The sequence below is a fragment of the Microcystis sp. genome, from assembly GCF_048564745.1.
Lineage (GTDB): Bacteria > Cyanobacteriota > Cyanobacteriia > Cyanobacteriales > Microcystaceae > Microcystis > Microcystis ichthyoblabe_A.
Window position 1 is genome coordinate 15,397 of sequence record NZ_JBLZRT010000029.1, and the last position, 23,669, is coordinate 39,065.

General features: G+C 43.9%; 20 protein-coding genes. 15 read left to right on the forward strand and 5 right to left on the reverse strand.

Annotated elements, in window-relative coordinates; translation table 11 throughout:
- The first annotated feature begins 143 nt into the window (after positions 1 to 143).
- From sir to ACOCD9_RS04450, 3 genes are all read left to right on the forward strand, one after another.
- Positions 144 to 2,081 (forward strand): sulfite reductase, ferredoxin dependent, encoded by a 1,938-nt coding sequence (gene sir / locus ACOCD9_RS04440; protein ID WP_419546528.1) that lies wholly within the window; start codon positions 144 to 146, stop codon positions 2,079 to 2,081.
- Between the two features lie 129 nt (positions 2,082 to 2,210).
- Entirely contained in the window at positions 2,211 to 3,470 is a 1,260-nt protein-coding gene (locus ACOCD9_RS04445; RefSeq protein ID WP_419546529.1) for a DUF262 domain-containing protein, read from the forward strand.
- 2 nt (positions 3,471 to 3,472) lie between these two features.
- A complete protein-coding gene (locus ACOCD9_RS04450) occupies positions 3,473 to 4,552 on the forward strand; it encodes an MAE_28990/MAE_18760 family HEPN-like nuclease (RefSeq protein ID WP_419546530.1) in 1,080 nt (359 codons plus the stop codon).
- A gap of 118 nt (positions 4,553 to 4,670) precedes the next feature.
- On the opposite strand, the gene ACOCD9_RS04455 is transcribed toward ACOCD9_RS04450, so the two are convergent.
- A complete protein-coding gene (locus ACOCD9_RS04455; RefSeq protein WP_287702085.1) occupies positions 4,671 to 5,600 on the reverse strand; it encodes an NAD(P)H-dependent glycerol-3-phosphate dehydrogenase in 930 nt (309 codons plus the stop codon).
- A 276-nt stretch (positions 5,601 to 5,876) separates the two neighbouring features.
- Between ACOCD9_RS04455 and ACOCD9_RS04460 the strand changes: the two genes are divergently transcribed.
- Complete coding sequence (locus tag ACOCD9_RS04460) at positions 5,877 to 6,308, forward strand: NUDIX domain-containing protein (protein ID WP_002753251.1); 432 nt, start codon at positions 5,877 to 5,879, stop codon at positions 6,306 to 6,308.
- A 60-nt stretch (positions 6,309 to 6,368) separates the two neighbouring features.
- Here the strand turns inward: ACOCD9_RS04460 and ACOCD9_RS04465 are convergent, their stop codons facing one another.
- A complete protein-coding gene (locus ACOCD9_RS04465) occupies positions 6,369 to 7,586 on the reverse strand; it encodes an ABC transporter permease (RefSeq protein ID WP_419546532.1) in 1,218 nt (405 codons plus the stop codon).
- Positions 7,587 to 7,819: 233 nt separating this feature from the next.
- Positions 7,820 to 9,304: an efflux RND transporter periplasmic adaptor subunit gene (locus tag ACOCD9_RS04470; protein ID WP_419546533.1), complete on the reverse strand. Its 1,485-nt coding sequence runs from the start codon at positions 9,302 to 9,304 to the stop codon at positions 7,820 to 7,822.
- On the opposite strand from ACOCD9_RS04470, the gene ACOCD9_RS04475 reads away from it, so the two are divergent.
- The 7 genes from ACOCD9_RS04475 to ACOCD9_RS04505 all read left to right on the forward strand — a co-directional run bounded on the left by ACOCD9_RS04475 (position 9,246) and on the right by ACOCD9_RS04505 (position 13,027).
- A complete protein-coding gene (locus tag ACOCD9_RS04475) occupies positions 9,246 to 9,392 on the forward strand; it encodes a hypothetical protein (protein ID WP_172456657.1) in 147 nt (48 codons plus the stop codon). The two genes, ACOCD9_RS04470 and ACOCD9_RS04475, sit on opposite strands and share 59 nt — an antisense overlap.
- A gap of 34 nt (positions 9,393 to 9,426) precedes the next feature.
- Positions 9,427 to 10,308, forward strand: coding sequence for a tetratricopeptide repeat protein (locus ACOCD9_RS04480; RefSeq protein WP_419546534.1), 882 nt, complete (start codon positions 9,427 to 9,429; stop codon positions 10,306 to 10,308).
- A gap of 209 nt (positions 10,309 to 10,517) precedes the next feature.
- Positions 10,518 to 11,288, forward strand: coding sequence for a hypothetical protein (locus ACOCD9_RS04485; protein WP_419546535.1), 771 nt, complete (start codon positions 10,518 to 10,520; stop codon positions 11,286 to 11,288).
- Complete coding sequence (locus ACOCD9_RS04490; RefSeq protein WP_419546536.1) at positions 11,281 to 12,105, forward strand: hypothetical protein; 825 nt, start codon at positions 11,281 to 11,283, stop codon at positions 12,103 to 12,105. Before ACOCD9_RS04485 ends, ACOCD9_RS04490 begins: the two co-directional genes overlap by 8 nt.
- A gap of 9 nt (positions 12,106 to 12,114) precedes the next feature.
- The gene (locus ACOCD9_RS04495) at positions 12,115 to 12,327 is read left to right on the forward strand and encodes a type II toxin-antitoxin system HicB family antitoxin (protein WP_002753241.1); all 213 of its coding nucleotides are present in this window, start codon (positions 12,115 to 12,117) and stop codon (positions 12,325 to 12,327) included.
- Positions 12,328 to 12,349: 22 nt separating this feature from the next.
- Positions 12,350 to 12,589 carry an antitoxin gene (locus tag ACOCD9_RS04500; RefSeq protein ID WP_002793069.1) on the forward strand — a complete coding sequence of 80 codons (240 nt, stop codon included), beginning with the start codon at positions 12,350 to 12,352 and terminating at the stop codon, positions 12,587 to 12,589.
- Positions 12,590 to 12,598: 9 nt separating this feature from the next.
- Positions 12,599 to 13,027, forward strand: a complete 429-nt coding sequence (locus ACOCD9_RS04505; protein WP_002788601.1) for a type II toxin-antitoxin system VapC family toxin — start codon at positions 12,599 to 12,601, stop codon at positions 13,025 to 13,027.
- A gap of 40 nt (positions 13,028 to 13,067) precedes the next feature.
- Here the strand turns inward: ACOCD9_RS04505 and ACOCD9_RS04510 are convergent, their stop codons facing one another.
- Positions 13,068 to 13,298, reverse strand: a complete 231-nt coding sequence (locus ACOCD9_RS04510; RefSeq protein ID WP_419546538.1) for a hypothetical protein — start codon at positions 13,296 to 13,298, stop codon at positions 13,068 to 13,070.
- A 386-nt stretch (positions 13,299 to 13,684) separates the two neighbouring features.
- Between ACOCD9_RS04510 and ACOCD9_RS04515 the strand changes: the two genes are divergently transcribed.
- Positions 13,685 to 17,230 carry a CHAT domain-containing tetratricopeptide repeat protein gene (locus ACOCD9_RS04515; RefSeq protein ID WP_419546540.1) on the forward strand — a complete coding sequence of 1,182 codons (3,546 nt, stop codon included), beginning with the start codon at positions 13,685 to 13,687 and terminating at the stop codon, positions 17,228 to 17,230.
- A gap of 162 nt (positions 17,231 to 17,392) precedes the next feature.
- On the opposite strand, the gene ACOCD9_RS04520 is transcribed toward ACOCD9_RS04515, so the two are convergent.
- A complete protein-coding gene (locus ACOCD9_RS04520) occupies positions 17,393 to 18,580 on the reverse strand; it encodes a glycosyltransferase (RefSeq protein ID WP_419546541.1) in 1,188 nt (395 codons plus the stop codon).
- 151 nt (positions 18,581 to 18,731) lie between these two features.
- On the opposite strand from ACOCD9_RS04520, the gene ACOCD9_RS04525 reads away from it, so the two are divergent.
- The 3 genes from ACOCD9_RS04525 to ACOCD9_RS04535 all read left to right on the forward strand — a co-directional run bounded on the left by ACOCD9_RS04525 (position 18,732) and on the right by ACOCD9_RS04535 (position 23,591).
- The gene (locus tag ACOCD9_RS04525) at positions 18,732 to 19,955 is read left to right on the forward strand and encodes an NAD(P)/FAD-dependent oxidoreductase (protein WP_287701452.1); all 1,224 of its coding nucleotides are present in this window, start codon (positions 18,732 to 18,734) and stop codon (positions 19,953 to 19,955) included.
- Between the two features lie 30 nt (positions 19,956 to 19,985).
- Positions 19,986 to 21,188: an S-layer homology domain-containing protein gene (locus ACOCD9_RS04530; protein WP_419546543.1), complete on the forward strand. Its 1,203-nt coding sequence runs from the start codon at positions 19,986 to 19,988 to the stop codon at positions 21,186 to 21,188.
- Between the two features lie 183 nt (positions 21,189 to 21,371).
- Complete coding sequence (locus ACOCD9_RS04535) at positions 21,372 to 23,591, forward strand: heavy metal translocating P-type ATPase (protein WP_419546565.1); 2,220 nt, start codon at positions 21,372 to 21,374, stop codon at positions 23,589 to 23,591.
- Positions 23,592 to 23,669 lie beyond the last annotated feature (78 nt).

Genomic DNA, 23,669 nt, shown 5'->3' on the forward strand with positions numbered 1-23,669 from the left:
AATTGATGTCTCGATCGCTACTGTTAACCTCAGAGTCTGGAACGAACTCTAGAGATCATCTTAGTAAAACTTCTTAGGATCGATCGAGCTTGTCTAAATTCCTATTCCTAAGACCTATCCACAGGTTATCGTGCTGTTAGACGATGGTTACAACTCCTATTTCTCCTACCGCCAAGGTTTCTAAAGTCGAAGGTATCAAAGAACGCAGTAATTATCTACGAGAACCTTTGGCCAGTGAACTCCTCGAAGATACAACCCATTTTACCGATGCGGCGGTGCAGATCCTCAAATTTCACGGTTCCTATCAACAGGATAATCGCGACAATAGAGCCAAAGGTCAAGAAAAAGACTATCAAATGATGTTGCGTACCCGCAGTCCGGGGGGGTTTATTCCCGCGCAACTATATCTTACCCTCGATAGTTTGTCCGATCGCTACGGTAACGGCACTTTACGCGTGACAACCCGCCAAGGCTTCCAATTACACGGCATTTTAAAGAAAAATCTCAAAGCAACCCTCGGGGAAATTATCCGCAGTATGGGATCCACTTTAGCGGCCTGTGGTGATGTTAACCGCAATGTCACCGCACCGCCAGCCCCCTACAAAAATCGCCCCGAATACGGCTATGCTTGGGAATATGCCAATAATATCGCCGATTTGCTCACTCCCCAAACTGGAGCTTACTACGAAATTTGGCTCGATGGCGAAAAAGTGATCAGTGCAGAAGAAGCGCCAGAAGTCAAGGCATCGAGACAAAAAGATACAAATGGCATTAACAAAAAGGATCCGATCGAACCGATCTACGGTCAACATTATATGCCCCGTAAGTTCAAGATCGGTGTCACAGTGCCGGGGGACAACTCCATCGATATCTACACCAATGACCTCGGTTTAGTGGTGATTACCGACGCAAATGGTCAATTACAGGGTTTTAACATCCTTGCGGGGGGTGGACTGGGAAGAACCCACAATAAGGAGGAAACTTTCCCCAGAATGGCCGATCCGGTCGGTTATGTGGACAAAGAAGATGTGTACGATCTGGTAAAAGCGATCGTGGCAACCCAAAGGGATTACGGTGATCGCGGCGATCGTCGTCATGCGAGAATGAAATATATCCTCGAAGAATGGGGAGTAGAGAAATTCCGCAGCACTGTTGAGGGTTATTTCGGCCAAAAAATTGCCCCCTACCAACCCCTCCCCGATTGGAAATATCAAGACTTTTTGGGATGGAATGAACAGGGAGACGGAAAATTATTTTTTGGTCTTTCTGTGGAGAATGGCCGGGTTAAAAATGAAGGCAGTTTTCAGCTAAAAACCGCCTTAAAAGTGATTATCGAGCGTTTTCAGTTGCCCATGCGCTTGACGGCTAACCATAATATCATTCTCTACGAAATCGAACCCAAGGATCAGCAAGCGATCGAGGCGATCCTGAAAGAACACGGAATTATCACCAATCCCGCCGAAATTGACCCTTTAACCCGTTATGCCATGGCCTGTCCCGCTTGGCCCACCTGTGGATTAGCGATTACTGAGTCGGAAAGAATCTTACCCCAGGTGATTGAACGCATTCGCGCCCTGCTTAATCGCTTAGGATTAAGCAAAGAGGAATTTGTCATCCGCATGACAGGATGTCCTAATGGCTGCGCGCGTCCCTATATGGCAGAATTAGGATTTGTGGGTAGCGCTCCCAATTCCTACCAACTCTGGTTAGGGGGAACAGCCGATCAAACTCGACTAGCGCGCCCCTATTTGGATAAAATGGCGATCGATGATCTAGAAAAGGTCTTAGAACCGATTTTCGTTTACTTCCAACAGGATCAACAAAATAACGAAACCTTCGGAGAATTCTGTCATCGAGTCAATTTCCCTGCTTTACAAGCATTTTCAGCCACCTACACACCTAAAATGACCGAAACTACTACTACTGAATCAAAACCCAAACGCGTGCGTAAAAATCAAAACCGTGTCAGCGTCCCCGATGATATGTTTGTCCGTCTCAAGGAAGCTTCGGAAACGGAAAAACGGCCGATGAATCAAATCATCAATGAGGCGCTAGAGGCCTATTTCAGCCAAAAATCCTAATCAGTTATCAGTTACCAGTTATCAGTGACCAGTTGTCAATTTAAGAGAATTAACTTTTGAGAGTTATCTGGGAAGATTACCAATAACTCCTAATTCTTGTATATATCCTCAGTCTATGCTTAAAAATGAATGAGGGAAGTCCAGTCATATCAATTTGTACCCCTCTGGTGGGAAATTATGACAATCTCACAAACTAAAACAAATCCTTGGCAAAAACGTTCCCGAAAGGATGTTAAAAAATTATCAGATAATGAAATTAATGAAAAATATGAACAAGGTGAACGAAGAATATTATTAGAAATGAATCGAGAAAAATTGCCTAGTTTTGCTGAGTCTTTAAATAAACCTAACTATGTGAAAAAGCGTCCTTTCTATCAGAGACGGGATCGCTGGGACGCACAAAAACAATCGAGACTAATTGAATCTTTTTTGATGAATATTCCCGTACCTCCTCTGATTCTCTATGAAACTTCCTATAACTCCTATGAAGTAATGGATGGTCAACAAAGAATCACAGCAATTGAGAATTTTTATAATAACAAATTAAAATTAACAGGGTTAGAGATCTGGCCTGAATTAGAAGGAAGAACCTACGAAAGTCTTCCTGCAAAAATCAAAGATGGTATCAATCGACGAGCCATTTCAACTATAGTTGTTATTACCGAGTCTCTATCGGATATAGAGGAAGCTTTATCTTTAAAACAACTGGTTTTTGAACGCCTCAATACAGGAGGTGTACGTTTGAGTCGACAAGAAATAAGAAACTGTCTTTACTCTGGGAAATTCAATGAACTTTTATTAAAGCTTTCTGAGAATACTATTTTTGCTAAAGCTTGGGATATTCCTATTGATGATAAAGAAGAACTTAAAGAAAATAGATTTTATAAAAAGATGGAAGATGTAGAATTAATCCTCCGTTTTTTTGCCTTGAGGGATATTGAGCAATATACTGGTAATTTATCTAAATATCTGGATAATTATATGATGAAAAAAAGTCTTAATTTTTCCGACGAGAATATCCAAGAGTTCGAGCAAGTATTTAACCAAACTATAGAGTTAGTATCTAACATTTATCAGGATCAGTTATTTAAGCCTTTCGATAGTAAAACCAAAACACATAAATCGAAAGCTTATAAAGTTTACTATGATGCGGTGATGATTAGTTTCAGTAACCATTTATCTGATTATCAAGAATTAATTACTAGAAAATCAGCAATAATTCAAGAAACTATCAGCTTATTTACTCAAGATTCCCAGGGAATTACTCATCAAGATAAAAAATTAAAAAAAGGACTTTTCACCGGAGAAGGGGATACCAAAGATGATTTTAAAGCTCGTATTCAAATTTTTGATTCTCTGATTCAACGAGTTCTTAAGCAGAGTATTTGAGAATGTTTGAAGGACTTTTAAATAACCTAAAGGATGAGATAAAGACCATTCGATCAATAATTAATATCAGTGAAAAACTTAGAGAAATTATTGCGGATAATCCTTCACAACTCAACACAGAAGACTTAAAATATCTTCAAGCAAATGCTCCTTTAGGAGACAAGTGGCTAGTTAACGATCATTGTTCATCTATCACAAGGTTATATGCTCTTTACGAAAATTTTGTCGAAAATCTAGTGGGAGATTGGATTATTTTGCTGCCTCAATTATATAGTTGCTATCAAGATTTACCTGAATCTGTAAGAAATAAGCATCAGACTGGTTGTGCTACATTACTGGGCAATGAAAATAAAAGAAATCGCTTCGATTCTCTTTCAGAGAGGGACATTATCAAAAATTTATTTGATACTGAATACAAAAATACAACTAAATATAATCTCACATCAGCTGCTTTTTTGTTACATGAAGCTAATCTGAGAAAAGATCAATTAACCAGACTTTTAGTCGATGCTGGTATATCGGCAACTGATTCTTGGCAATGGATAGAAAATCATAAAGAAGTTAAGAATTTTATTGACAATAATAGTAGGGGTAGTGTGGAAAATGAATTAAAGAATTTTATAGAACTTCGTAATAATTCTGCTCATGGTAAAGAAATAGATACCGTTCTTCATGCCAATGAGTTACTACAATTATGTGATTTTGTCGAAGCTATATGTCAAGCTATGAGTGAATTAGTTCTTTATTGCTTTGTTGATAGGAAGAAAAAGATAGGAAAGCTTCAAAAGATCGGTAAAGTTGTCAATTGGTATCAACAGCAACAAGCTTGCGCTATCAAAATATCAGATGAGCCACAGGAACCCAATAAAAGACTAGAAGTTGGTAAAAAAGTTTTTTTAGTCAGTGAAAATAAAAAAATATGTCAAAATGCTATTATTGAAAGTATTCAAGTTAATAAAAATGGCAAAAATACCCCTCGCCGAAGAATTCCAATAAGAGAGATAAAAGATTCTGAAATAGGCTTAAAATTTGACAAAGAAAGTCAAAAAGGATTAGAAGTTTATTTAGTTATTTCGGAATGATTGAAATGAATATAGCGTTTCTGGTAAATGTGAATTATAACCAGATTTGGCATCATTTCCCCACTCCCCAACCCCTCACGGATTACTTTTTACTGTTTACTAAAAAATCTCTTGTTTCTTAATCAAATTCTGCTTTTAGATCCCGACGCATTAATTCATAAACGGCAACTTGGGGAGAAATTTCCCCGCGCAAAAGACGATCAACTTGACAGGTAATCGGTACATATAAATTTTTTTCTTGGGCAATTCTCATCAAAACTTCTGTGGTATTTATTCCCTCGGCAGTTCCCTCTAACTTCTCTAAAATTTCTGGCAAAGATAAACCTAAAGCTAATTGATAACCCACTTGATAATTGCGGGATAAAGGACTATTACAGGTAGCTAATAAATCCCCTAAACCCGATAAACCGAAGAAAGTTTCTTGACAACCTCCTAGACAAGTTCCCACCCGAATTATTTCCGGTAAAGCGCGAGTTAACAGGGCAGATTTAGCATTAGTACCTAACTGTAAACCATCACAAACCCCAGAAGCGATCGCCATGACATTTTTAAGAGTGCCACCTAACTCTGTTCCCAAGGGATCGCTATTCAGATAAACCCGAAAAGATTCCCCAGATAATAATTTTTGTAACAATATTGCCGCTTTTTGCTGATAACTTGCTACCACTGTCGCAGCGGGTAAACCTTGATTAATTTCTTTAGCTAAATTGGGACCAGAAAGAACCACAAGGGGATTAGCGGGAAAAGCTTGATTCCAGAGATGAAAAGGGGTACGAGTGGTGATTGGCTCTAATCCTTTAGTGGCGGTGACGATAATTGTGGAAGAATTTAATTGTAATTGCTGTAATTGTTCGATCGTGGGAACAACTCCTTTAATCGAAACTGCTGAAATAATTACATCAGTATCTGCTATAATAGCCCCTAAATCTTCCCCAGTATGACGAGACCAAATCCTAACAGCTAAGTGATTAAGTCTAGCCAAATTAGCGAGAGTTTGTCCCCAAATTCCCCCACCTATCACCGTAATTTTCTTGGCATTTTCTAACAACTTTTATTCCCCTCCTTATTAGTGATCCCTGATCAGTGACTGGTTAGAAAAGATTCGATTTTAAGGTTATGAGTCTTAAATGAAATTATTGACCGATTACTGATAAGTAGGTAGGTGTTAAAAGTTGTCTGATCCCCCCTTATCAAGGGGGGCAGGGGGGATCCCCCCGCCTATCGGCACCCCCCTTATCAAGGGGGGCAGGGGGGATCATAGGCAAAATCTATCTTCAATTTAATTATAACTACTTACTTAACTGTTCACTGACAACTGAAAAAAATGACAACCTATCGCAATCCTGCCCCTACTGTTGATATTATCATCGAACTGATCGACTCGCCCCACCGTCCGATCGTACTAATTGAGAGAAAAAATCCGCCCTTTGGCTGGGCAATTCCGGGGGGATTCGTGGACTACGGTGAATCAGTGGAAACGGCGGCAATTCGGGAAGCTTACGAGGAAATCAGCTTGCAGGTGCAGTTAATCGAGCAATTTCACGTCTATTCCGATCCTAGCCGCGATGCACGTCAACACACCATTAGTATCGTTTTTATCGCCACGGCAAAAGGAAAACCGATCGCTGCCGATGATGCCAAAAAAGTCGGGATTTTTCATCTCTGGGAATTCCCCCAACCTTTATGCTTTGATCACGATCGCATCCTCAATGATTATCGTCGTTATCGGGATTATAAAATCCGTCCCACACATTAAACCCCAACTTAGCTATAAAAGCAATCCTTGCCAAAAACGTCCCCGAAAAAACTTAAAAAATTATACACTTCTGAGGGCGACAATCGGTTCCAATTTAGAGGCACGATAGGCGGGAAAAACGCCGAAAAAGAGACCAATACCCGTGGAAACACTCAAAGACAGGGCGACGGCGCTGGCGGAAACAGTGGCAGCCAGGGGAGAGAAACTGGAGACGAGAACGATCGCTCCTGCACCGAAGAGAATACCAAACGCACCGCCGGCGATGGAAACGAGAGTTGATTCAATCAGAAATTGTAAGAGAATATCCTGTTCTCTGGCTCCGATCGCTTTTCTTAGTCCGATTTCCCCGGTTCTTTCCGAAACCGAAACCAGCATAATATTCATCACCCCGATACCCCCGACAATTAGGGAAATACCGGCGATTAGAGCCAAAAGTAGGGTTAGACCCTGGGTAATCGCGCCGAAGATTTCGATCATCTGTTTAGCAGTTTCGACGCGAAAATCATCCTCAGCGACGATTTTATGGCGTAAACGCAGGAGATTCTGGATTTGGAACTTAGCAGCGCGGATTTCCTCCCCCGATCGCGCGTTGAGACTAATCCAACTCAACTCGACACCGTAGGGGGAGGTTTTGCCCACCAGTTGCGAGTTCATGGTGCTGAGGGGAATAATCAGCATTTCATCCTGATTATTGCCAAAAAAGGAGCCTTTCGCCTCTAAAATCCCGATCACCTCAAAACTGAGATTTTTGATCCGCAGCTGTTGACCGAGGGGATTTTGGGTGGGGAAAAGTTGCGCTGCCACTTCACGGCCGATTACCGTTACCCGTTTGTTGCGGGCTAGATCGATATTATTGATAAAACGACCTTTTTCTAGGGTAAAATTGCGAACAGAAGCGTATTCTGGGGTGCTTCCCGTGACTAGAGCCGTCATGTTGCGATTACGATAGGAAATCAGGAAACGAGCGTTTATTTCCGGGGCGACTTCAGCGACCGTGGGAACCTGTTCGGCAATCGCTTTAGCATCGGCTAAAACTAGGGTTTTCGGTAAATTAACGGTGGTATTGCGTGCTTGTCGCGACCCCGGCACCACAAAAATGGTATTGGGTCCCAAGTTAGCAAACTGGTCATTGGCTAAGGTTTGCGCCCCTTGGCCAATACCGATCATGGCCACTACTGAAGCGTTACCGATGATAATTCCTAACATAGTCAGGCCGCTACGCACTTTATTGGCCGCTAGGGTGGAGACGGCCATTTTTAAACTTTCGGTGATAAACATATCAGTTATCAGTTATCAGTTATCAGTTATCAGTTATCAGTTATCAGGTTTAAGTTTTAAGTTTTAAGTTATTAGGTTTAAGTTTTCAATTTTCGATAAATTTATAGCGTTTCCTAAGCTAGTGAGGTACACATATTTTTCTTTCCTTTTGCCTAAAAACCATAACTTTTGTACCTCAGCAGACTGAAAAACGCTATAGTATCTTTCACTGGTTACTGGTTACTGGTTACTGGTTACTGATTACTGATTTTATTTTTCGAGGTATCTTCGGCTCCTTCGGGGAGATCGATAAAGACCTTTTCTCCGGCTTCCAAACCTGATAAAATTTGGGTTTTATCGTCCAAGACCAAACCAATCGAAACGGGTTTAAAACTGGGTTTATTTTCGGCATCGGGAACTAAAACCCCTGACTTGCCTTCCCGGGTGACAATGGCGACAGTCGGCACGACGAGGGCATTATCTAACTGCTGGCCGACAAAAGTTACATCCACATTCATTTTCGATTTAAGTTTGTCCCGTCCCGTCACCAAACCGATTCTCACTTCAAAAGAAGTAACATTCTCCTCGATAATCGCTTCAGGAGCCACAAGAATAACTCGACCTTCAAAGACTTCTTCAGGAAAAGCATCGGCGACAATTCGCACGGGTTGGCCGCGCTGCAATAAACCGACATCTACTTCCGGCACTTTAGCAATTACTTCCAATCCCGATGCTAGGGCGATAATCGAGGTGGAAGTGGCGGAAGCGGTGCTAGAGGCCGAAGTGGTGGGGGTGACAAAAGAACCCTCAGTGGCGTATTTTTGGGTGACGATGCCATCAAAGGGAGCAGTAATGACTGTATCGCGGTATTGAATCTTAATTTGCTCTAAATCGGCCCTGGCGGCCGCTACAGATGATTCTAGTCGAGCCAGCTCGGTTTCTTGGGTTTTTTGGCGTTGTTCGAGGGCAAATTTCGCTTCTGCGATCGCTGCTGCCGCTCCTATCATTTCCTGCTCAATTCCGGCCACTTCTGGGGAAGCGGTTTTATCCGCTTGTTCCAAACGGCGGATCGATTCGTCTAAATTGGCTTTAGCGTTGAGATATTCATTGAGGACGGCATCAAATTGGTCTTGAGCGATCGCCCCTTCCCGGACTAAATTTTCATTGCGTTTAACCCGATTTTCTGCTAGTCGAAAACGGGATTGGGCCGCTTGTACCTGAGCTTGCAGCTGGTCTAAATCTTTGGGAATTCTTTCTTTGGCCTGAGCTAAACGGGCTTCTAATTGCTTATAACTGGCCTGGGCCTGATAAAATCGGGCTTGTAATTGCCGGATATCTTCGGGAATGCTGCGTTTAGCCTGTTCCAGATTGGCTAGAGCTTCCCTTAGATGCGCTTCTGACTGCATTCCTCGGGCATACACCTCTAAATTATCCATGACCGCGAGGGTTTGTCCCTTTTTAACAATCATGCCCTGATCCACCAATAATCGCACTAATCGGCCGGGGTTTTTCGGGCTAATGTTAACACTTTGGATCGGTTCCACCCTACCACTAGCTTTAATTTCCACAGCGAGGGTTTCCCGTTGAGCAGGAACGGTCATTTTCGCCAATTCTAGGCCAGGAGGAGGTGTTTGCAGCAAGCGATAAGAAACCACTCCCACCGCCAGAAAACCACTAGCCATGAGTCCGAATATCCAAAATAGGGGGCGATTTGATTTTCCCAACACGGTTATTGCCATCGATCAGCCAAAAGTTAATTGGTTATATACTAACGTCTCTAGAGCTGCCTTTGTTGTTTCTTTAGCCAACAACTCCCAAGCGAGATAGACTGATTAAAAAAGGCCTATCGCGGGGGTAAACTGTGCCAAAACTTAGATTAATCATTTCTTTGCTCATTTTTTTCGTCGCTGGCAGCCCGCCGGCTTTTTCCCAAGCGCTACTCCCCTACGCCATCGAACCGGAGTTAGAACAGATGGAACAAGCGGGAATTGAAATCGCCGAAGATGCCATCCAATTAGCTCGTTTTCGCCGTACCGATGCGGCCCTCGGACGGGCTAAGTTAGCGGTGCAGTTAGCCCCCCATCTCTATCAAACTTGGTTTATTCTCGGTAGTTTATATCTGCAAGACGATCAGGTGCAACTCGGTATCGAGGCATTAAATCAATCTTTGTCCATTGCTCCCGCCGATGCCCACGCTAATATTAAATTTTCCCTCGGTAGTGCCTATTTTCAGAATCAGGATTACAAGTCTGCTATTGCCCAGATTGAAGCGGGTTTGCAAATGAAACCCGATATCTCCCCCGCTCTTTTTGATCTCGGTAATTCCTATCTCAAGTTAGCACAATATCCCCAAGCGATCGCAGCTTACGAAAAGGCTGTTAATCAAGATAAAGATTTTTGGCCCGCTATTAATAATATTGGTTTAGTTAAATACGAACAGGGTGATAAGGAAGCGGCTCTTAAAGATTGGCGGGCCGCTTTGAAAATCGATCCTAAACAGCCGGAACCTCAGTTAGCTATTGCGGTGGCTATTTATAGTCAAGGTAAAACCGAGGAGGGCCTCAAATTAGCTCAGGCCGCTCTCACTAGCGATAGTCGTTATGTCAGTCTGGAATTTTTAGGGGAAAATCTCTGGGGTCAACGTCTTCTGCAAGATACGGAGAAAATGTTTAATCATCCCAAAATGAAAGATTTTATCGCTCGTTTACCACAACCAACCCCAGAAGCGGAGGAAGAAAATTAAGCTGATAGCAGCAAGCATTAAGATAACCCCTTAGTTAATTTGCTAGGAATTCTTGAGGCTTGCTCTAACTAATTAGGGCTGGCTGAATATCGGTAGAAGCTTTGCTAAAAAATGGTTTTGGGACTTTATTAGCAAAACAACAAATTTTTTGCCGCAAACCCCACAGACAGTACAATTATTACAGTTAAGGGTTTGAAAGGCCTAGGATGATGGCAAAGCAATCAAGGGCGATCGCGGTGACAGAACATGATAATAAATGTCCTGAATGTCTGCACTTGGAGATTTTGGGAGAACCCCTTGCGCTTGAGTCTAAGGGTGTTTTTTCCCGTTTCAACAAGTCTGAACCAGAGGCGTTTGCCCTATCGGTGCGGATTAATTTTAATGAGCAGTGGCTTGATTTTCGCTTTGGACGGGTTAAGTTTGGTTTGCGGGGGGGAGAGTTACGCTTAAAACTGGAGAATGGCCAAATGCCTTCTGAGTTGAGAAATGAAGCGTTGAAAAAGATTTTAGCAAGGGAGTTGGAGATTGAACGTCAGTTAGGAGGAGAACAGGAAAGCAAGTCTCAACTAGAAGGCTCTATAACTCCTGATTTATCGAAAGCAAACTTAAAGGGAGTTAGAGAAAAGCGTCAAAAAGAGTCCCAGGGGGATAAGTTTCAGCTTAAAATAGCGCAAATTAGTCACAAGGGAGCAAATAATCAGCCTGTGTGGGTGTTCGAGAATAGGACAGGTGAGCCTGTTTTGATTGGGGAATTAGCGGATTCCCTGGGTAAAATGTTAATTGCGGGTGTTCCCTGGAGCGTTGAAGCGACATTTACTCATGAAATGCGTCAGGTTGTGATTACGGGTTTAGAAAATTTATTTAGAGATGATATTTATCGACACAAAAAATTAAACATATTTGAGTTAGCCTTAGCTAAGTTATTTTTAAAGCATAAAACCCAACCCTATCTAAGTCGTCAGGTATTACGTTATGAGTGATGCAGATTTTATTCGAGAAGTTGAAGAACTGTACCTGCGTCTTGCTAATGCAGATACAGATGATCTGGTTGAGTTAGCTAAACTTGCGGGTTTAGACCCTAAAACAGATTTAGCCGACTCTGTTTGGGTTCCCTATCCCAGCTTTGGGGAATTGATTCGTCAGAACACCTTAGCGGCGGCGGTGCTGACAGATTATCTAGAAGAGCATGGGATAGAGGTAGATACTGCGGCGGCTGATAATGCTCAAGTGGTGCTACCCAAGCTAGGTAAACTAGAAGCTGTATTGATTCCCCAAGACTCTGGTGAAGAACTGTTAGATTTAAGCCAAATTAGGGTCGAAATTGACCTAAATCCAGCAACATTGGCCTATATTTTAGTCGAGTTAGGGGAAGGAGGAGCTTGGTTAACTGGGGTTCTGTTGAGTTCGGATCTGCGCCAGGATTTCCCAGAAGGCGGCGCGGTGTCCTTGGCGATGAGGAAACCTATATCGGCGCTGTGGGAGGCTTACCGTCGGTGGGAAAACTGTCAGCAAATCATGGCGCAGTATATCGATAAACAAGGCTGGTCGGCGGAACAGCGATCGGAGGTAATCACAGTGTTAAACTGGGTCTGGGACTATCGGCAGGACTATGAGCGTCCGACGCTATTAGGGGACTTTTTAGCAGAGAAGGCCAGCGAGAATCATGAGAATTTTAAACCCTTAGTCTCGCGTCCAGAAGGGGTAAGGGGAGCAACGCCTGAGCCGTCTTCAGAGGGTGCGGTGGACTGGCTAGAGGTGGCGATGGATTGGCTTGATGAATTGGGAAAATTTGTTTAAAAAATAATTATGAAAAGCATTAAAATAATTGTCGAAAAACACCCAGATGGCTATATTGCTTATCCTTTAGGTATTGAAGGTGTTGTCATTGGCGAAGGCGAATCATATCAAGAAGTGCTAGAAGATGCGAAATCAGCACTCCGTTTTCATATTGAAACCTTTGGAGTAGAAGTTTTAGATACTGAATATTCTGTCTTAGAAGCGTCTATTATAGTAAGGTGATCATTAACAAAGAGGTCAACAGATGCAAAACTTACGTCAGGTTTCTTTACTAACAAGTGGACAAGAGCAAGTCTTAACGATTCCTCCTGAACTTGCCCTATCAAGCACAGAGGTTTTGTTACGCAAAGAAGGTCATCGCTTAATCATTGAGCCGATTTCTTCCGGTTCTCTAATTTCTTTGCTGACTACTTTGCCAGACATTACAGACAATTTTCCTGATATAGATGAAGGGTTGCTTCCCCTTGATGACATTACATTTTAGTACCACCCAATGACCTATCAATATCTGCTTGATACTAACATCCTATCACATTTGATCAGGTATCCCCAAGGTCAGGTTTTCCAGCATATTGTGGATGTCGGCGAAGAAAGCGTTTGTACGAGCATCATTGTGGCGTGTGAATTAAGATTTGGCGTGGTTAAAAGTGGTTCCTCCCGTCTGGTGCAGCAACTAGAACGCATCCTGGAGTTCTTGACAGTTTTGCCATTAGAATCAACTGTAGATAAGCACTATGCCCTAATTCGTAAACATTTGGAGCAAGCAGGAACCCCAATCGGTCCAAATGATTTACTGATTGCTGCTCATTCTCTAGCGCTTGATTTGACTCTTGTTACCGCAAATACTCGTGAATTTGAGCGTGTGCCTGCTTTGAAGTTAGAGAATTGGTTGATTGATTCTGTAATAATTTTTGGGGGATAATTTGTCATAAATGATCTTGCTGATGATGGTTTTGTATATATTATGCTACTACTTTTTTGCGGTTTTCTCGCAATGACAAATCAGGTGGAGCATTTTCTAAAAGATGCTGAGGATGACCTCCCCGGCGTTGTGATAAAGTTTTACGCGGTTTTAAGCTTTGCCAATGTTCGTAAATGAGTTTTTTCAGAAGTTCTTCTGAGCTAATATTCTCTTCGGAAATGATGTCTGCTAGATAGTTCTCGGTTTCTCGATCTAGATTAATCGATAACATTGTTACTTCATGGGATAAATCAACATCTTTGATTATAGCTTAAAATCCATGATCGCACTCACCCCCCATCCCCAATTGAGTTTGCTAGAGAAAAATTCGGGGTACGGGCGAAGCATTCGGATAGGAAATCTAGGGTTTCAGTAATAGGTTATTGTCCGAATGCTTCGCCCCTACTCAATCATCTAACAATCCGTCGTAACGCACCACATCTATCATTAATTTAACTTCATTATAAGTAGGTAGGCGTTAAAAATTATCAGATGCCCCCCTTATCAAGGGGGGACTATGGGGGGATCCACACCCCCCTTATCAAGGGGGGACTAAGGGGGGATCGAACCCAAAATCTATCTTCAATTTAATTAGAACCACTACTACTAAAAACAATCATGAACGAAGCAAGAATAGAAGCTTACTTAGCCCTAATCCAAGCGCTCCTCCAGTGCGAAAATGGTCAGGAACCAGCGCTATTAGAGGCTAACGCGGAATTAGTTGATGCAGGCTTAGTCGCTGTGATGAAGCAGTATGCAGGCTTCTTAGAACAGCAAGGAGACAGCAATAACGGGAGATGGTTGCTGAATATGGCGCAACAGTTAGAGCAATTTTTAGAACCGCCCAGAGATAACCAAGACCCCTACGGCAGTTTTTTACAAACCCTACTGCAAACTATCGCAGAAAGTCGCGGAAACCCCCAAGCAATTTATCCCCTGCTCGACAATAACCTCCATCTCTTAGATGAAAACTTACTTAACCTCCTCCGTGCTTGGGGAAATCAAACCAAGGAACAAGCCAGTCGAGAGGAAACTCACAGACTAGCGGCAATACTCTATTGTCTTACTTATGCTTTTCATGAATTTCCTAAAGGTAATCCACTCATTAACCTAGCCATTGCCGTCTATGGATACGAATTTTGTGCTGCAACTGAACGCCAACCCGGATTAGAAAGGGATTTAGCCCAAACCCTCACTAATCTGGGCGTAGCCTACGACACCCAAGCCGAACTAGGTCAAGAGTCGGTAGCCAACCTAGAGCGGGCGCTCGCTGCCTACACCGAAGCCGCCACCATCTTCCGCCAACCGGGATTAGAAAGGGATTTAGCCGTTACCCTCACTAATCTGGGCAATGCCTACGTCACCCAAGCCGAACTAGGGAAAGAGCCGGTAGCCAACCTAGAACAGGCAATCGCCGCCTTCACCGAAGCCACCACCATCCGCCGCCAACCGGGATTAGAAAGGGATTTAGCCACAACCCTCACTAATCTGGGCAATGCCTACCGCACCCAGGCCCTACTAGGGAAAGAGCCGGTAGCCAACCTAGAACGGGCGATCGCCGCCTATACCGAAGCCACCACCATCAGCCGCCAACCGGGATTAGAAAGGGATTTAGCCACAACCCTCACTAATCTGGGCAATGCCTACCTCACCCAGGCCCTACTAGGGAAAGAGCCGGTAGCCAACCTAGAACGGGCGATCGCCGCCTATACCGAAGCCACCACCATCCGCCGCCAACCCGGATTAGAAAGGGATTTAGCCCAAACCCTCACTAATCTGGGCAATGCCTACCTCACCCAGGCCCGACTGGGGAAAGAGCCGGTAGCCAACCTAGAACGGGCGATCGCCGCCTATACCGAAGCCACCACCATCGACCGCCAACCGGGATTAGAAAGGGGTTTAGCCGTTACCCTCACTAATCTGGGCAATGCCTACGTCACCCAAGCCGAACTGGGTCAAGAGCCGGTAGCCAACCTAGCACGGGCAATCGCCGCCTATACCGAAGCCACCACCATCTACCGCCAACCGGGATTAGAAAGGGATTTAGCCGGAACCCTCAATAATCTGGGCATTGCCTACCTCACCCAGGCCGCACTGGGTCAAGAGCCGGTAGCCAACCTAGAACGGGCGATCGCCGCCTATACCGAAGCCACCACCATCCGCCGCCAACCCGGATTAGAAAGGGATTTAGCCGAAACCCTCAATAATCTGGGCAATGCCTACCACATCCAAGCCGAACTAGGTCAAGAGCCGGTAGCCAACCTAGAACGGGCGATCGCCAATTATCGAGAAGCTCTAGTAATTGTTACTCCAGAGGTTTCCGCAGCAGATTGTTTAAAAACTGGGCGCAACTTAGGCTATCTCGGTTTCCAGCAGGGTTGGTGGGACATCGCCATCGAAGGCTACACCGTCGCCGTGGAAGCCGTTGAACAAAGCCGCGCCTGGGCAACCAGTGAAGTCCTTCGCCAAGAGATTGTCCGCGAGTCCATCGGCGTTTATGAAAACCTAATCCAAGCCGCCGTTAACCAAGGCGACCTCTCCCTGGCGCTGCGAACCGTCGAACGTTCCCGCTCCAAACGCCTCGCCGACCTGATCGCTGTGGGCGACCTCTACGCCGATGGGCGCGTTCCCCCAGAGATCCAAGCCTGGTATCAGCAGGTTAAGGAAAGCCGTCAGATCCAATCCCAACTCCGTCAAGACCCCCTCGACCAGCCCGGATTCACCCAGAAACCCCAACCCTACCCCATCGGTAACACCCGCGCCAGCTTTGCCACGGAACAACTCCAGGCCGCCGAAGCCGCTGAACGTCAAGCCTGGGACGCTCTCTACCGCTTTGATGCCATCACCGCCCAACTTCAGCAACCCCAACCCCAACCCCGACTCGATGAACTAACGGCGCTGCTTCCATCCCCCCAGACTGCCCTCCTCAGCTTCTATACCACCGCCACCCATACCCACATCTTTGTCCTGCGTCGCCCCGCCCAGGATGGCGGGGAATGGGTCAACTGCCACACTATTCCCAATCCCCCGGAGTCCGCCAACGACTTGCAAAACTGGCTGGTCGTCAACTGGGTTATCCCCTACATTGAGATTAATCAAGCAGAGACCCCCCAATCCCGCCAGCAGCGTCGGCATGAGTGGCACCAAGCAATGGCCACTCGTCTGCAAGAACTGGCAACCCGCCTGCAATTCGATACCCTCATCCAACAGCACCTCCAGGGCATCACTGAGTTAATTCTGATTCCCCACCTGTTCCTGCACCAAATTCCCTTCGACCTTCTACCCACCGCCGAAGGTCAACTACTGGGCGATCGCTTTCGCCTTCAGTTTGTCCCCAGTACGAAAATTCTCGGACTGTGCCAAGAGCGATCGCAACCGACTCCCGACACCCTGGGGATTGTGGAAAACACCACAGAGGATTTGCCCTATACTCCCCTAGAGTGTGAGTGGGTCGCCCAAACCTGGAACGTGCCTCGCCAACGGCGGCTACAGGGGCGCACAGTCACCCCCGACTCTTATCTGCAATTGCTGAAACAAGTACAGGCTTTGCTCTCCAGCCACCACGCCACCAGCCGCGCCGATGATCCCCTCAACTCCCACCTCGTCCTAGACGGGGGGCAAAAAGTCACCCTCCGGGATTTACTTAGTCCCCTGTGGCGTTTTCCCGAATTGTCGGAAGTGTTTCTCTCCTGTTGTGAAACCGGTCTCAGTTTTGCCGGTTTCCGAGATGAAGAGGGAAAGCTGCGACCGGAATTACTGGACGAACCCCTCAGCTTGGGTACAGGCTTTCTGCTGGGGGGCGCTCGTGCTGTGATTAGTAGTCATTGGGCGGTGACTGATCTAGCTACGGCGCTGTTTTCCCGGGAGTACCATCGCGCCAGGCGGGCGGGAGAGGAACGTTTAACGGCTCTACATCAGGCTCGTCAAGCGTTGCGGGAGACTTGCCAAAAAGACTGGCGGGACTGTTTGACAGTCGATTATCAGCAGGCTTATCAGACTTGGCAACAAATGCGCCAAACTAAGGATCCCAACGTCAATACTGCTCAAGCCAATTATCAGAAAATCGGCGAATTGATCAAGTGGCTTGACGAATTTGCTTCCGATGCAGTGCCTTTTCAGGATTATCGTTACTGGGGGGCGTTCTACTGTCTGGGACTTCCTTAAAATTAGGAATTATTTCCTTGTTGCAAGTAACGCACCACACCTATTGCATGAGCAGAAAACGGGTTTCTCGGAGAAACCCGTTTTCTGTGCGGTATAATTAATTTGCAAGAGTTCTTATCTATAGCCCTATTTTAAAAGGGTTTTACCATTATTCAGCAATCCCTAATTAGGATAAACTCGCCCTTTCCAACTTCCCCCTTGGCCGCGCCAATAACGCAGGGCAGAATCGACGGTCATTAAACTATAAAAGAGGGCAATTAGGGGTAAAGTTAAAGCCCGCAGGGGGGATAATTTATATAGTCTTAAAGTTGGGCTATAGGAGAGGGCGATTAGTAATAAGGTTACGGCGCTAATTATGATAATTGATGTTTCTTTTAAGACCAATCCCCAGATTAAGCCCAAGGGGGCGGCTAAATAGGTTAAAAACATCCCGAAAATTGTCCCGATTAACCAAAGTGTTGAGTAATTTAGTTGTGTAAAGGCGGTGCGGGCTACCATATTCCAAATGCTGGCTAAATCGGGATAGGGACGGAGACTATAGGTGCTTTTTGTTAATCCTAACCAGATGGATTTCTCGCTATTTTCGGGGTGATTTTGCAGATATTTTTTAACTGCAATTGCCAAAGAACAATCATCAATTAAAGCTTGTTTAAGAATCTCAATACCGCCAATCTTTTCTAGGATATCTCGGCGAATTAAAATGCAACCCCCAGCGGCGGCTGCTATCGGGGAATTAGGATTATTAACTAGGGGAAAAGGATAGAGTTTCTCGAAGAAAAAAACAAAGGCAGGAATAAGAAATTTTTCCCAAAAACTGTCACAGCGTAGCAACACCATCAGGGAAACTAAAGCTTGTTTTTCCTGTACTGCTTTAGTGACTAATTGGGTTAAATTATCTGCTGCGTGGGCAATATCGGCATCGGTGAAGAGAAAATAATCGGGAGCGAATTTCTCGGTAGCCTCTTTTATTCCCTGTTTCATTGCCCATAATTTACCCGTCCATCCTATCTCTAAAGGTTGTCCATAAATAATAGTTATTTGTCCAGATTTATGAGATTGCTGGGCAATTTCTTGGGCAACTTTTCCCGTACCATCACTGCTTTGATCGTCAATTAAAATAATGGAAAATTCGCCTTGATAATCTTGTTTAAAGAGGGAGGTTAAACTGATAGGTAAAACGTCGGCTTCGTTTCGTGCGGGGATAATTGCCGAGACTTTTGGATAATTTGTTAAGGGAGAAGTGACAGAATTAATTTTTTGGTTAGATAGCCAAAATTGTCCCCTGGCTAAGATTAAATATAACCAAATTATCAGCGATAGGGAAGTAACTAATAATAAGAAAAATGTCATAAGCTAGTCCGCCTTTTGATGAGAGAATGGGGAACAGTTTAAAAAGAGTATCAAATTTAGATGCACAACAGCTTAACCAGTTTGGGGTTTAACAGAGGGCATTTAGGGTAAAATAGAAGCAAGTTAGCAAGATTAGGCGAGGGCGTAAATCATGGATTATGATGTCGTAATTATTGGGGGTGGACCGGCGGGAGGTCACTGTGGTAGATTATTAAGTGAAAAAGGTTATCGTGTTCTTTTGGTGGAACAACATTCTAGTTGGCAAGATAATAATTTTTCTAGTGCCGCTTCTCCTCTAGAAATTTTAGAACAATTCAATCTCCCCGAAACCGTGGTGGCTAGGTTTTGGAAAAATATCGAAATCATCTCCACCAGCATACATCATTTTTGGTCATCACCGCAACCTTTAGGGGTAGTTTTTGATTTTGCCAAATTGCGAGAGTTTTTAGCCGCAGAAGTGCTGCGTTTGGGGGGAGAAGTTCGTTTAGGTTGTCGTTATCTGAAATATCAACAGATGGAGGATAAGCTAACTGTTTTCTTGAAATCAAAAGGCGAGGAAATCGAGACAGTTACTACTCGTTTATTGGTTGATGCCACGGGATACGCTAGAGCAGTTATGTATAAACATAAACGAGAAAAACCTGATTTTTTAAAAGCAGTGGGCATTGAATATTTAATTACTGTGCCAGAAGTATATTATCAAAAATATCAAGATAATTTAGTGTTTTTTCTAGGTCATAAATGGAGTCCTAAAGGTTATGGCTGGATTTTTCCTATGGATAACCAGCAATTAAAAATAGGAGCGGCTTGGTTAGAGGGAGAACATCCTTATATTGATGAAGTTAAGCCTTTAAAAAGTTATATTACACAAATTATTCAAACCTACATAAATCTCTCTAAATATGATATAATCGACATTCATGGGTCTATTTTAGAATATTCGCTCAATCTGCAAGATATTTATTATCAAGAACCGAATATTATAGCGATTGGTGATGCTGTTTCTACGGTTAACTTTTTAGGAGGGGAAGGTATTCGCTATGCTATGAAAGGAGCCGAAATTGCTTGTCAATACATGGAAGAATATTTACAGGGAAAATCGAGTAGTTTTGCCCCTTATCAACAGAGGATGCAAGAATATTTTCAACCAAAATGGAATTTATCCGATCGCCTCAGTCGCAAAGTTTATTTAGAATATAGTGATGTGCGTATAGATCAAGGAGTATCCTATCTCAAGTATCTTTCCACTCAGGATATAATCGACATTTTATTTTATTACAAATTTGAAAAATACACAAAAGGGTTAGGAGGATTTCTGCTGGGGAAATTACGTCAATGGTGGCACCGAATTTTCCCTAGTCAAAACCCCGGATAAATAGGCTAGGATAAAGCTAAGGAAACAATATTGGTAAAGACCGTGAGTAAGTTTATTCGCTACAGTACAATGATCACCCTGCTGGGTATTTTAGCAGCCTGTAGTGGCAATCCTGCCCTAGAAAATCGTCTGGCTGCCGATCCTAATCTACAAACAAATCCCATACCAGAAAACTCTCCTAATAACCAGCAATTACCCGCAAATTTTCCCGCAGAAATTCCTCGATATAGTCAATCAGAATTATTATCCGTGCAGACAAATCCTGATAATACTGGTGGACAAACCCGTTGGCAATCCAACGATCCCAGCAATGCGATTGAGGCTTTTTATCAACAGGAATTAGTTAATAATAATTGGGAAATTATCACTCCCTTTTCTGGGGAAGGAGTCAATAGTACCCTAACGGCCCGTCGAGATAATTTAGAATTAACTATCACCATAACTGCCACTTCTCCCAATACGGAATATAGCCTCGATTATCGTCCAACGGGAACCCCGATTGCTTCCCCTAGTCCCTCCCCTACTTCTTCCCCCTTACCCAATCTTAATCCCACCAGTTTTAACGATCTCGAATCCTTACCTAATCCCTTAAAAAGCCACATTCAAGACTTAGCTAGATTAGGAGTATTAACAGGTAATAACAATCAGTTTAACCCTAATGATACAATAACGCGCCGAGAATTTGCTCGCTGGTTGTTACAGGCTAATAATGCCATTTATGCCAATGTAGCGGGTAAACAAATCCGTTTAGCTACTCCCAATAGTTCCCCAGCTTTTAGTGATGTTAAAAATAACGATCCCGATTATATTTATATTCAAGGATTAGCGGAAGCAGGGTTAATTCCCTCTCCTTTAACGGGAGATAGTAGCTCCCTTTTATTCCGTCCCAATGCTCCTTTAACCCGGGAAGATTTAATCGCTTGGAAAGTGCCATTAGATATCAGAAAAGCTTTACCGAGCGCCAATCTTGATACGATTAAAAATACTTGGGGTTTTCAGGATACTAATAAAATTAACCCGCAGCTGGTGCGCGCTCTTTATGCCGATTTTCAAAATGCTGAACAAGCCAATATTCGGCGAGTTTTTGGTTTTACTACCCTATTTCAGCCAAAAAGACCAGTAACTCGCGCTGAAGCTGCCGCTACTTTATGGTATTTTGGTTTTCAGGGTGATGGTGTTTCTGCTGCCGATGCTTTGCAGGGTCAAGATACGCAACAGAGTGGGGTTAATTGAAATTTGTCCACAAAAATTAAGGGTGTGTTAGGAAAATATAAGCACTCTTTTTGACATTTCTTCATATCTATTCAGAAAAATTAACAAAGGATTCTTGACCCTGCAGCTAGGGGAATATTTTATCCTAAAGATATAACTCTGCTGCAGGGGATTTTCTTGCTGACTTCCGCTGCTATTAAAATTATGACCCATCAAACTCTCAAACTCGCCGGGATGAGTTGCGCTGGTTGTGCTGATTCGATCGAACGGATAATTAAATCTATCCCCGGAGTGATTCGATGTCAAGTTAATTTTGGCATGGAACAGGTGGATGTGGACTATGATCCCAAGCGTACCGATCTTAACACTATTCAAGCAAAAGTTAGGGATGCCGGTTTCCAAGCTACACCGATAACGGAAATTAATCTCGAATCCAGGCCAGAAAAAGAACTTCTCACTAAACTATCGATCGCTATTGTTATTAGTATTATACTTTTTATCGGTTCTTTGCCGATGATGACGGGTTTATCTCTATCTTTTATTCCCCACTGGTTACACGCTCCCTTATTCCAATTAATTCTCGCTACTCCCGTCCAATTTTGGTGTGGTCAAAGTTTTTATAAAAATGCTTGGAAAGCCTTTAAAAATCGCACCGCCACCATGGACACTTTAGTAGTTTTGGGAACCAGTGCCGCCTATTTTTATTCCCTGTTTTTAACCTTCGGAAGCGATTTTATCGAAAAACAGGGGTTTGATTCCCATGTCTATTACGAAGCATCAGCTATCGTCATTACCCTGATTTTACTCGGTCGTTTCCTCGAAAAACGTGCCAGAAAAGAAACGGCCGCCGCTATTAAACAATTAATGGGATTACAGGCAAAAACTGCTAGGGTAATTAGGGAAGAACAGACGCTAGATATACCAATAGAAGAGGTGAAGGTAGGAGATATAATTTTAGTGCGTCCGGGAGAAAAAATTCCCGTCGATGGCATAATTATCCAGGGCAGTTCTAGCATTGATGAATCGATGGTGACGGGGGAAAGTTTACCCGTGCGAAAAACTATCAATCAACAGGTAATCGGGGCGACAATTAATAAAACCGGTAGCCTACAAATGCAAGCGTTACGGGTGGGAAAAGATACGGTTTTAGCTCAGATTGTCCGATTAGTGCAAACCGCGCAAGCATCAAAAGCACCTATACAAAGATTAGTCGATCGAGTGACCGCTTATTTTGTGCCGGTGGTGATGATTATTGCGGTAATAACTTTCCTATTTTGGATTCTCCGCACGGGTAATCTCACCCTCGCTTTGATTACAATGGTGGAAGTCCTAATTATCGCTTGTCCCTGCGCGCTAGGATTAGCTACACCCACCTCGATTATGGTGGGAACAGGACAGGGAGCAAAACAGGGAATTTTAATTAAAAACGCCGAAAGTTTAGAATTAGCCCAGGGTATTACTACTATTGTTCTAGATAAAACGGGAACTCTCACCCAGGGTAAACCAACGGTGACGGACTTCTTGACTCGCGAGGGGGTGGGGGATGGACGGGAATTATCGCTGCTGCAGTTAGTCGTATCGGTGGAGAATCATTCTGAACACCCGCTAGGAGAAGCAATAGTTAGATATGGGCGTTTAAACCAGATTAAAACCTTAGAAGTAACCGAATTTGACTCAATAACTGGGGCAGGAGTGCAGGGAAAAGTCGGGTCGGATTTCGTGCAAATCGGTACACAACAATGGTTAGAACGTCAAGGAGTTGAAACAAAAGTTCTTAAAAAAGTCGCCCACGATTGGGAATGGCAGAAAAAAACCGTGGCTTGGATAGCGGTTAACGGGGGTTTAGAGGGGGTTATCGCCATTTCCGACGTTTTAAAACCTTTTTCTTCCTCAGTGGTCGCCAAGCTCAAAAAAATGGGCTTAGAGGTGATGATGATGACGGGGGACAACCTCGAAACCGCAGAGGCGATCGCCAGCGAGTTGGGTATTCGGCGCTTTTTTGCCGCACTCCGTCCCGAACAAAAAGCCGAAAAAATCGAATATTTGCAGAAAAAAGGGAAAATAGTCGCCATGGTTGGAGATGGCATCAATGATGCGATCGCATTGGCGCAAGCGGACTTAGGTATTGCCATTGGCACAGGGACCGATGTAGCGATCGCCGCCAGCGATATAACCTTAATTTCGGGAGATTTACAGGGAATTGTGACCGCTATTGAGTTAAGTCGGGCAACAATGCGAAATATCAAAGAAAATCTCTTTTTTGCTTTTATTTATAACCTGATTGCCATTCCCATCGCTGCCGGAGTCCTCTATCCTTTTCTGCTCAATCCGATTATTGCCGGCGCTGCCATGGCTTTAAGTTCCCTTTCCGTGGTGACGAATGCCTTGCGATTGCGTCGAATTCACCCCAGGGTGGGGGGATAATTTTCGTTAACAATTCTTAAGGAAAAACTAGAAAAATTAGCTGTACGGGGGATGATACCGTAGAAAAGGCAATAGAAT

Bases quoted from the DNA above. Each gene is read 5' to 3' on its own strand.
- sir (WP_419546528.1), top strand. From the start codon at position 144: ATGGTTACAACTCCTATTTCTCCTACCGCCAAGGTTTCTAAAGTCGAA.
- ACOCD9_RS04445 (WP_419546529.1), top strand. From the start codon at position 2,211: ATGAGGGAAGTCCAGTCATATCAATTTGTACCCCTCTGGTGGGAAATT.
- ACOCD9_RS04450 (WP_419546530.1), top strand. From the start codon at position 3,473: ATGTTTGAAGGACTTTTAAATAACCTAAAGGATGAGATAAAGACCATT.
- ACOCD9_RS04460 (WP_002753251.1), top strand. From the start codon at position 5,877: ATGACAACCTATCGCAATCCTGCCCCTACTGTTGATATTATCATCGAA.
- ACOCD9_RS04465 (WP_419546532.1), bottom strand. From the start codon at position 7,586: ATGTTTATCACCGAAAGTTTAAAAATGGCCGTCTCCACCCTAGCGGCC.
- ACOCD9_RS04475 (WP_172456657.1), top strand. From the start codon at position 9,246: ATGAGTCCGAATATCCAAAATAGGGGGCGATTTGATTTTCCCAACACG.
- ACOCD9_RS04470 (WP_419546533.1), bottom strand. From the start codon at position 9,304: ATGGCAATAACCGTGTTGGGAAAATCAAATCGCCCCCTATTTTGGATA.
- ACOCD9_RS04485 (WP_419546535.1), top strand. From the start codon at position 10,518: ATGGCAAAGCAATCAAGGGCGATCGCGGTGACAGAACATGATAATAAA.
- ACOCD9_RS04490 (WP_419546536.1), top strand. From the start codon at position 11,281: ATGAGTGATGCAGATTTTATTCGAGAAGTTGAAGAACTGTACCTGCGT.
- ACOCD9_RS04495 (WP_002753241.1), top strand. From the start codon at position 12,115: ATGAAAAGCATTAAAATAATTGTCGAAAAACACCCAGATGGCTATATT.
- ACOCD9_RS04500 (WP_002793069.1), top strand. From the start codon at position 12,350: ATGCAAAACTTACGTCAGGTTTCTTTACTAACAAGTGGACAAGAGCAA.
- ACOCD9_RS04505 (WP_002788601.1), top strand. From the start codon at position 12,599: ATGACCTATCAATATCTGCTTGATACTAACATCCTATCACATTTGATC.
- ACOCD9_RS04510 (WP_419546538.1), bottom strand. From the start codon at position 13,298: ATGTTATCGATTAATCTAGATCGAGAAACCGAGAACTATCTAGCAGAC.
- ACOCD9_RS04515 (WP_419546540.1), top strand. From the start codon at position 13,685: ATGAACGAAGCAAGAATAGAAGCTTACTTAGCCCTAATCCAAGCGCTC.
- ACOCD9_RS04520 (WP_419546541.1), bottom strand. From the start codon at position 18,580: ATGACATTTTTCTTATTATTAGTTACTTCCCTATCGCTGATAATTTGG.
- ACOCD9_RS04525 (WP_287701452.1), top strand. From the start codon at position 18,732: ATGGATTATGATGTCGTAATTATTGGGGGTGGACCGGCGGGAGGTCAC.
- ACOCD9_RS04535 (WP_419546565.1), top strand. From the start codon at position 21,372: ATGACCCATCAAACTCTCAAACTCGCCGGGATGAGTTGCGCTGGTTGT.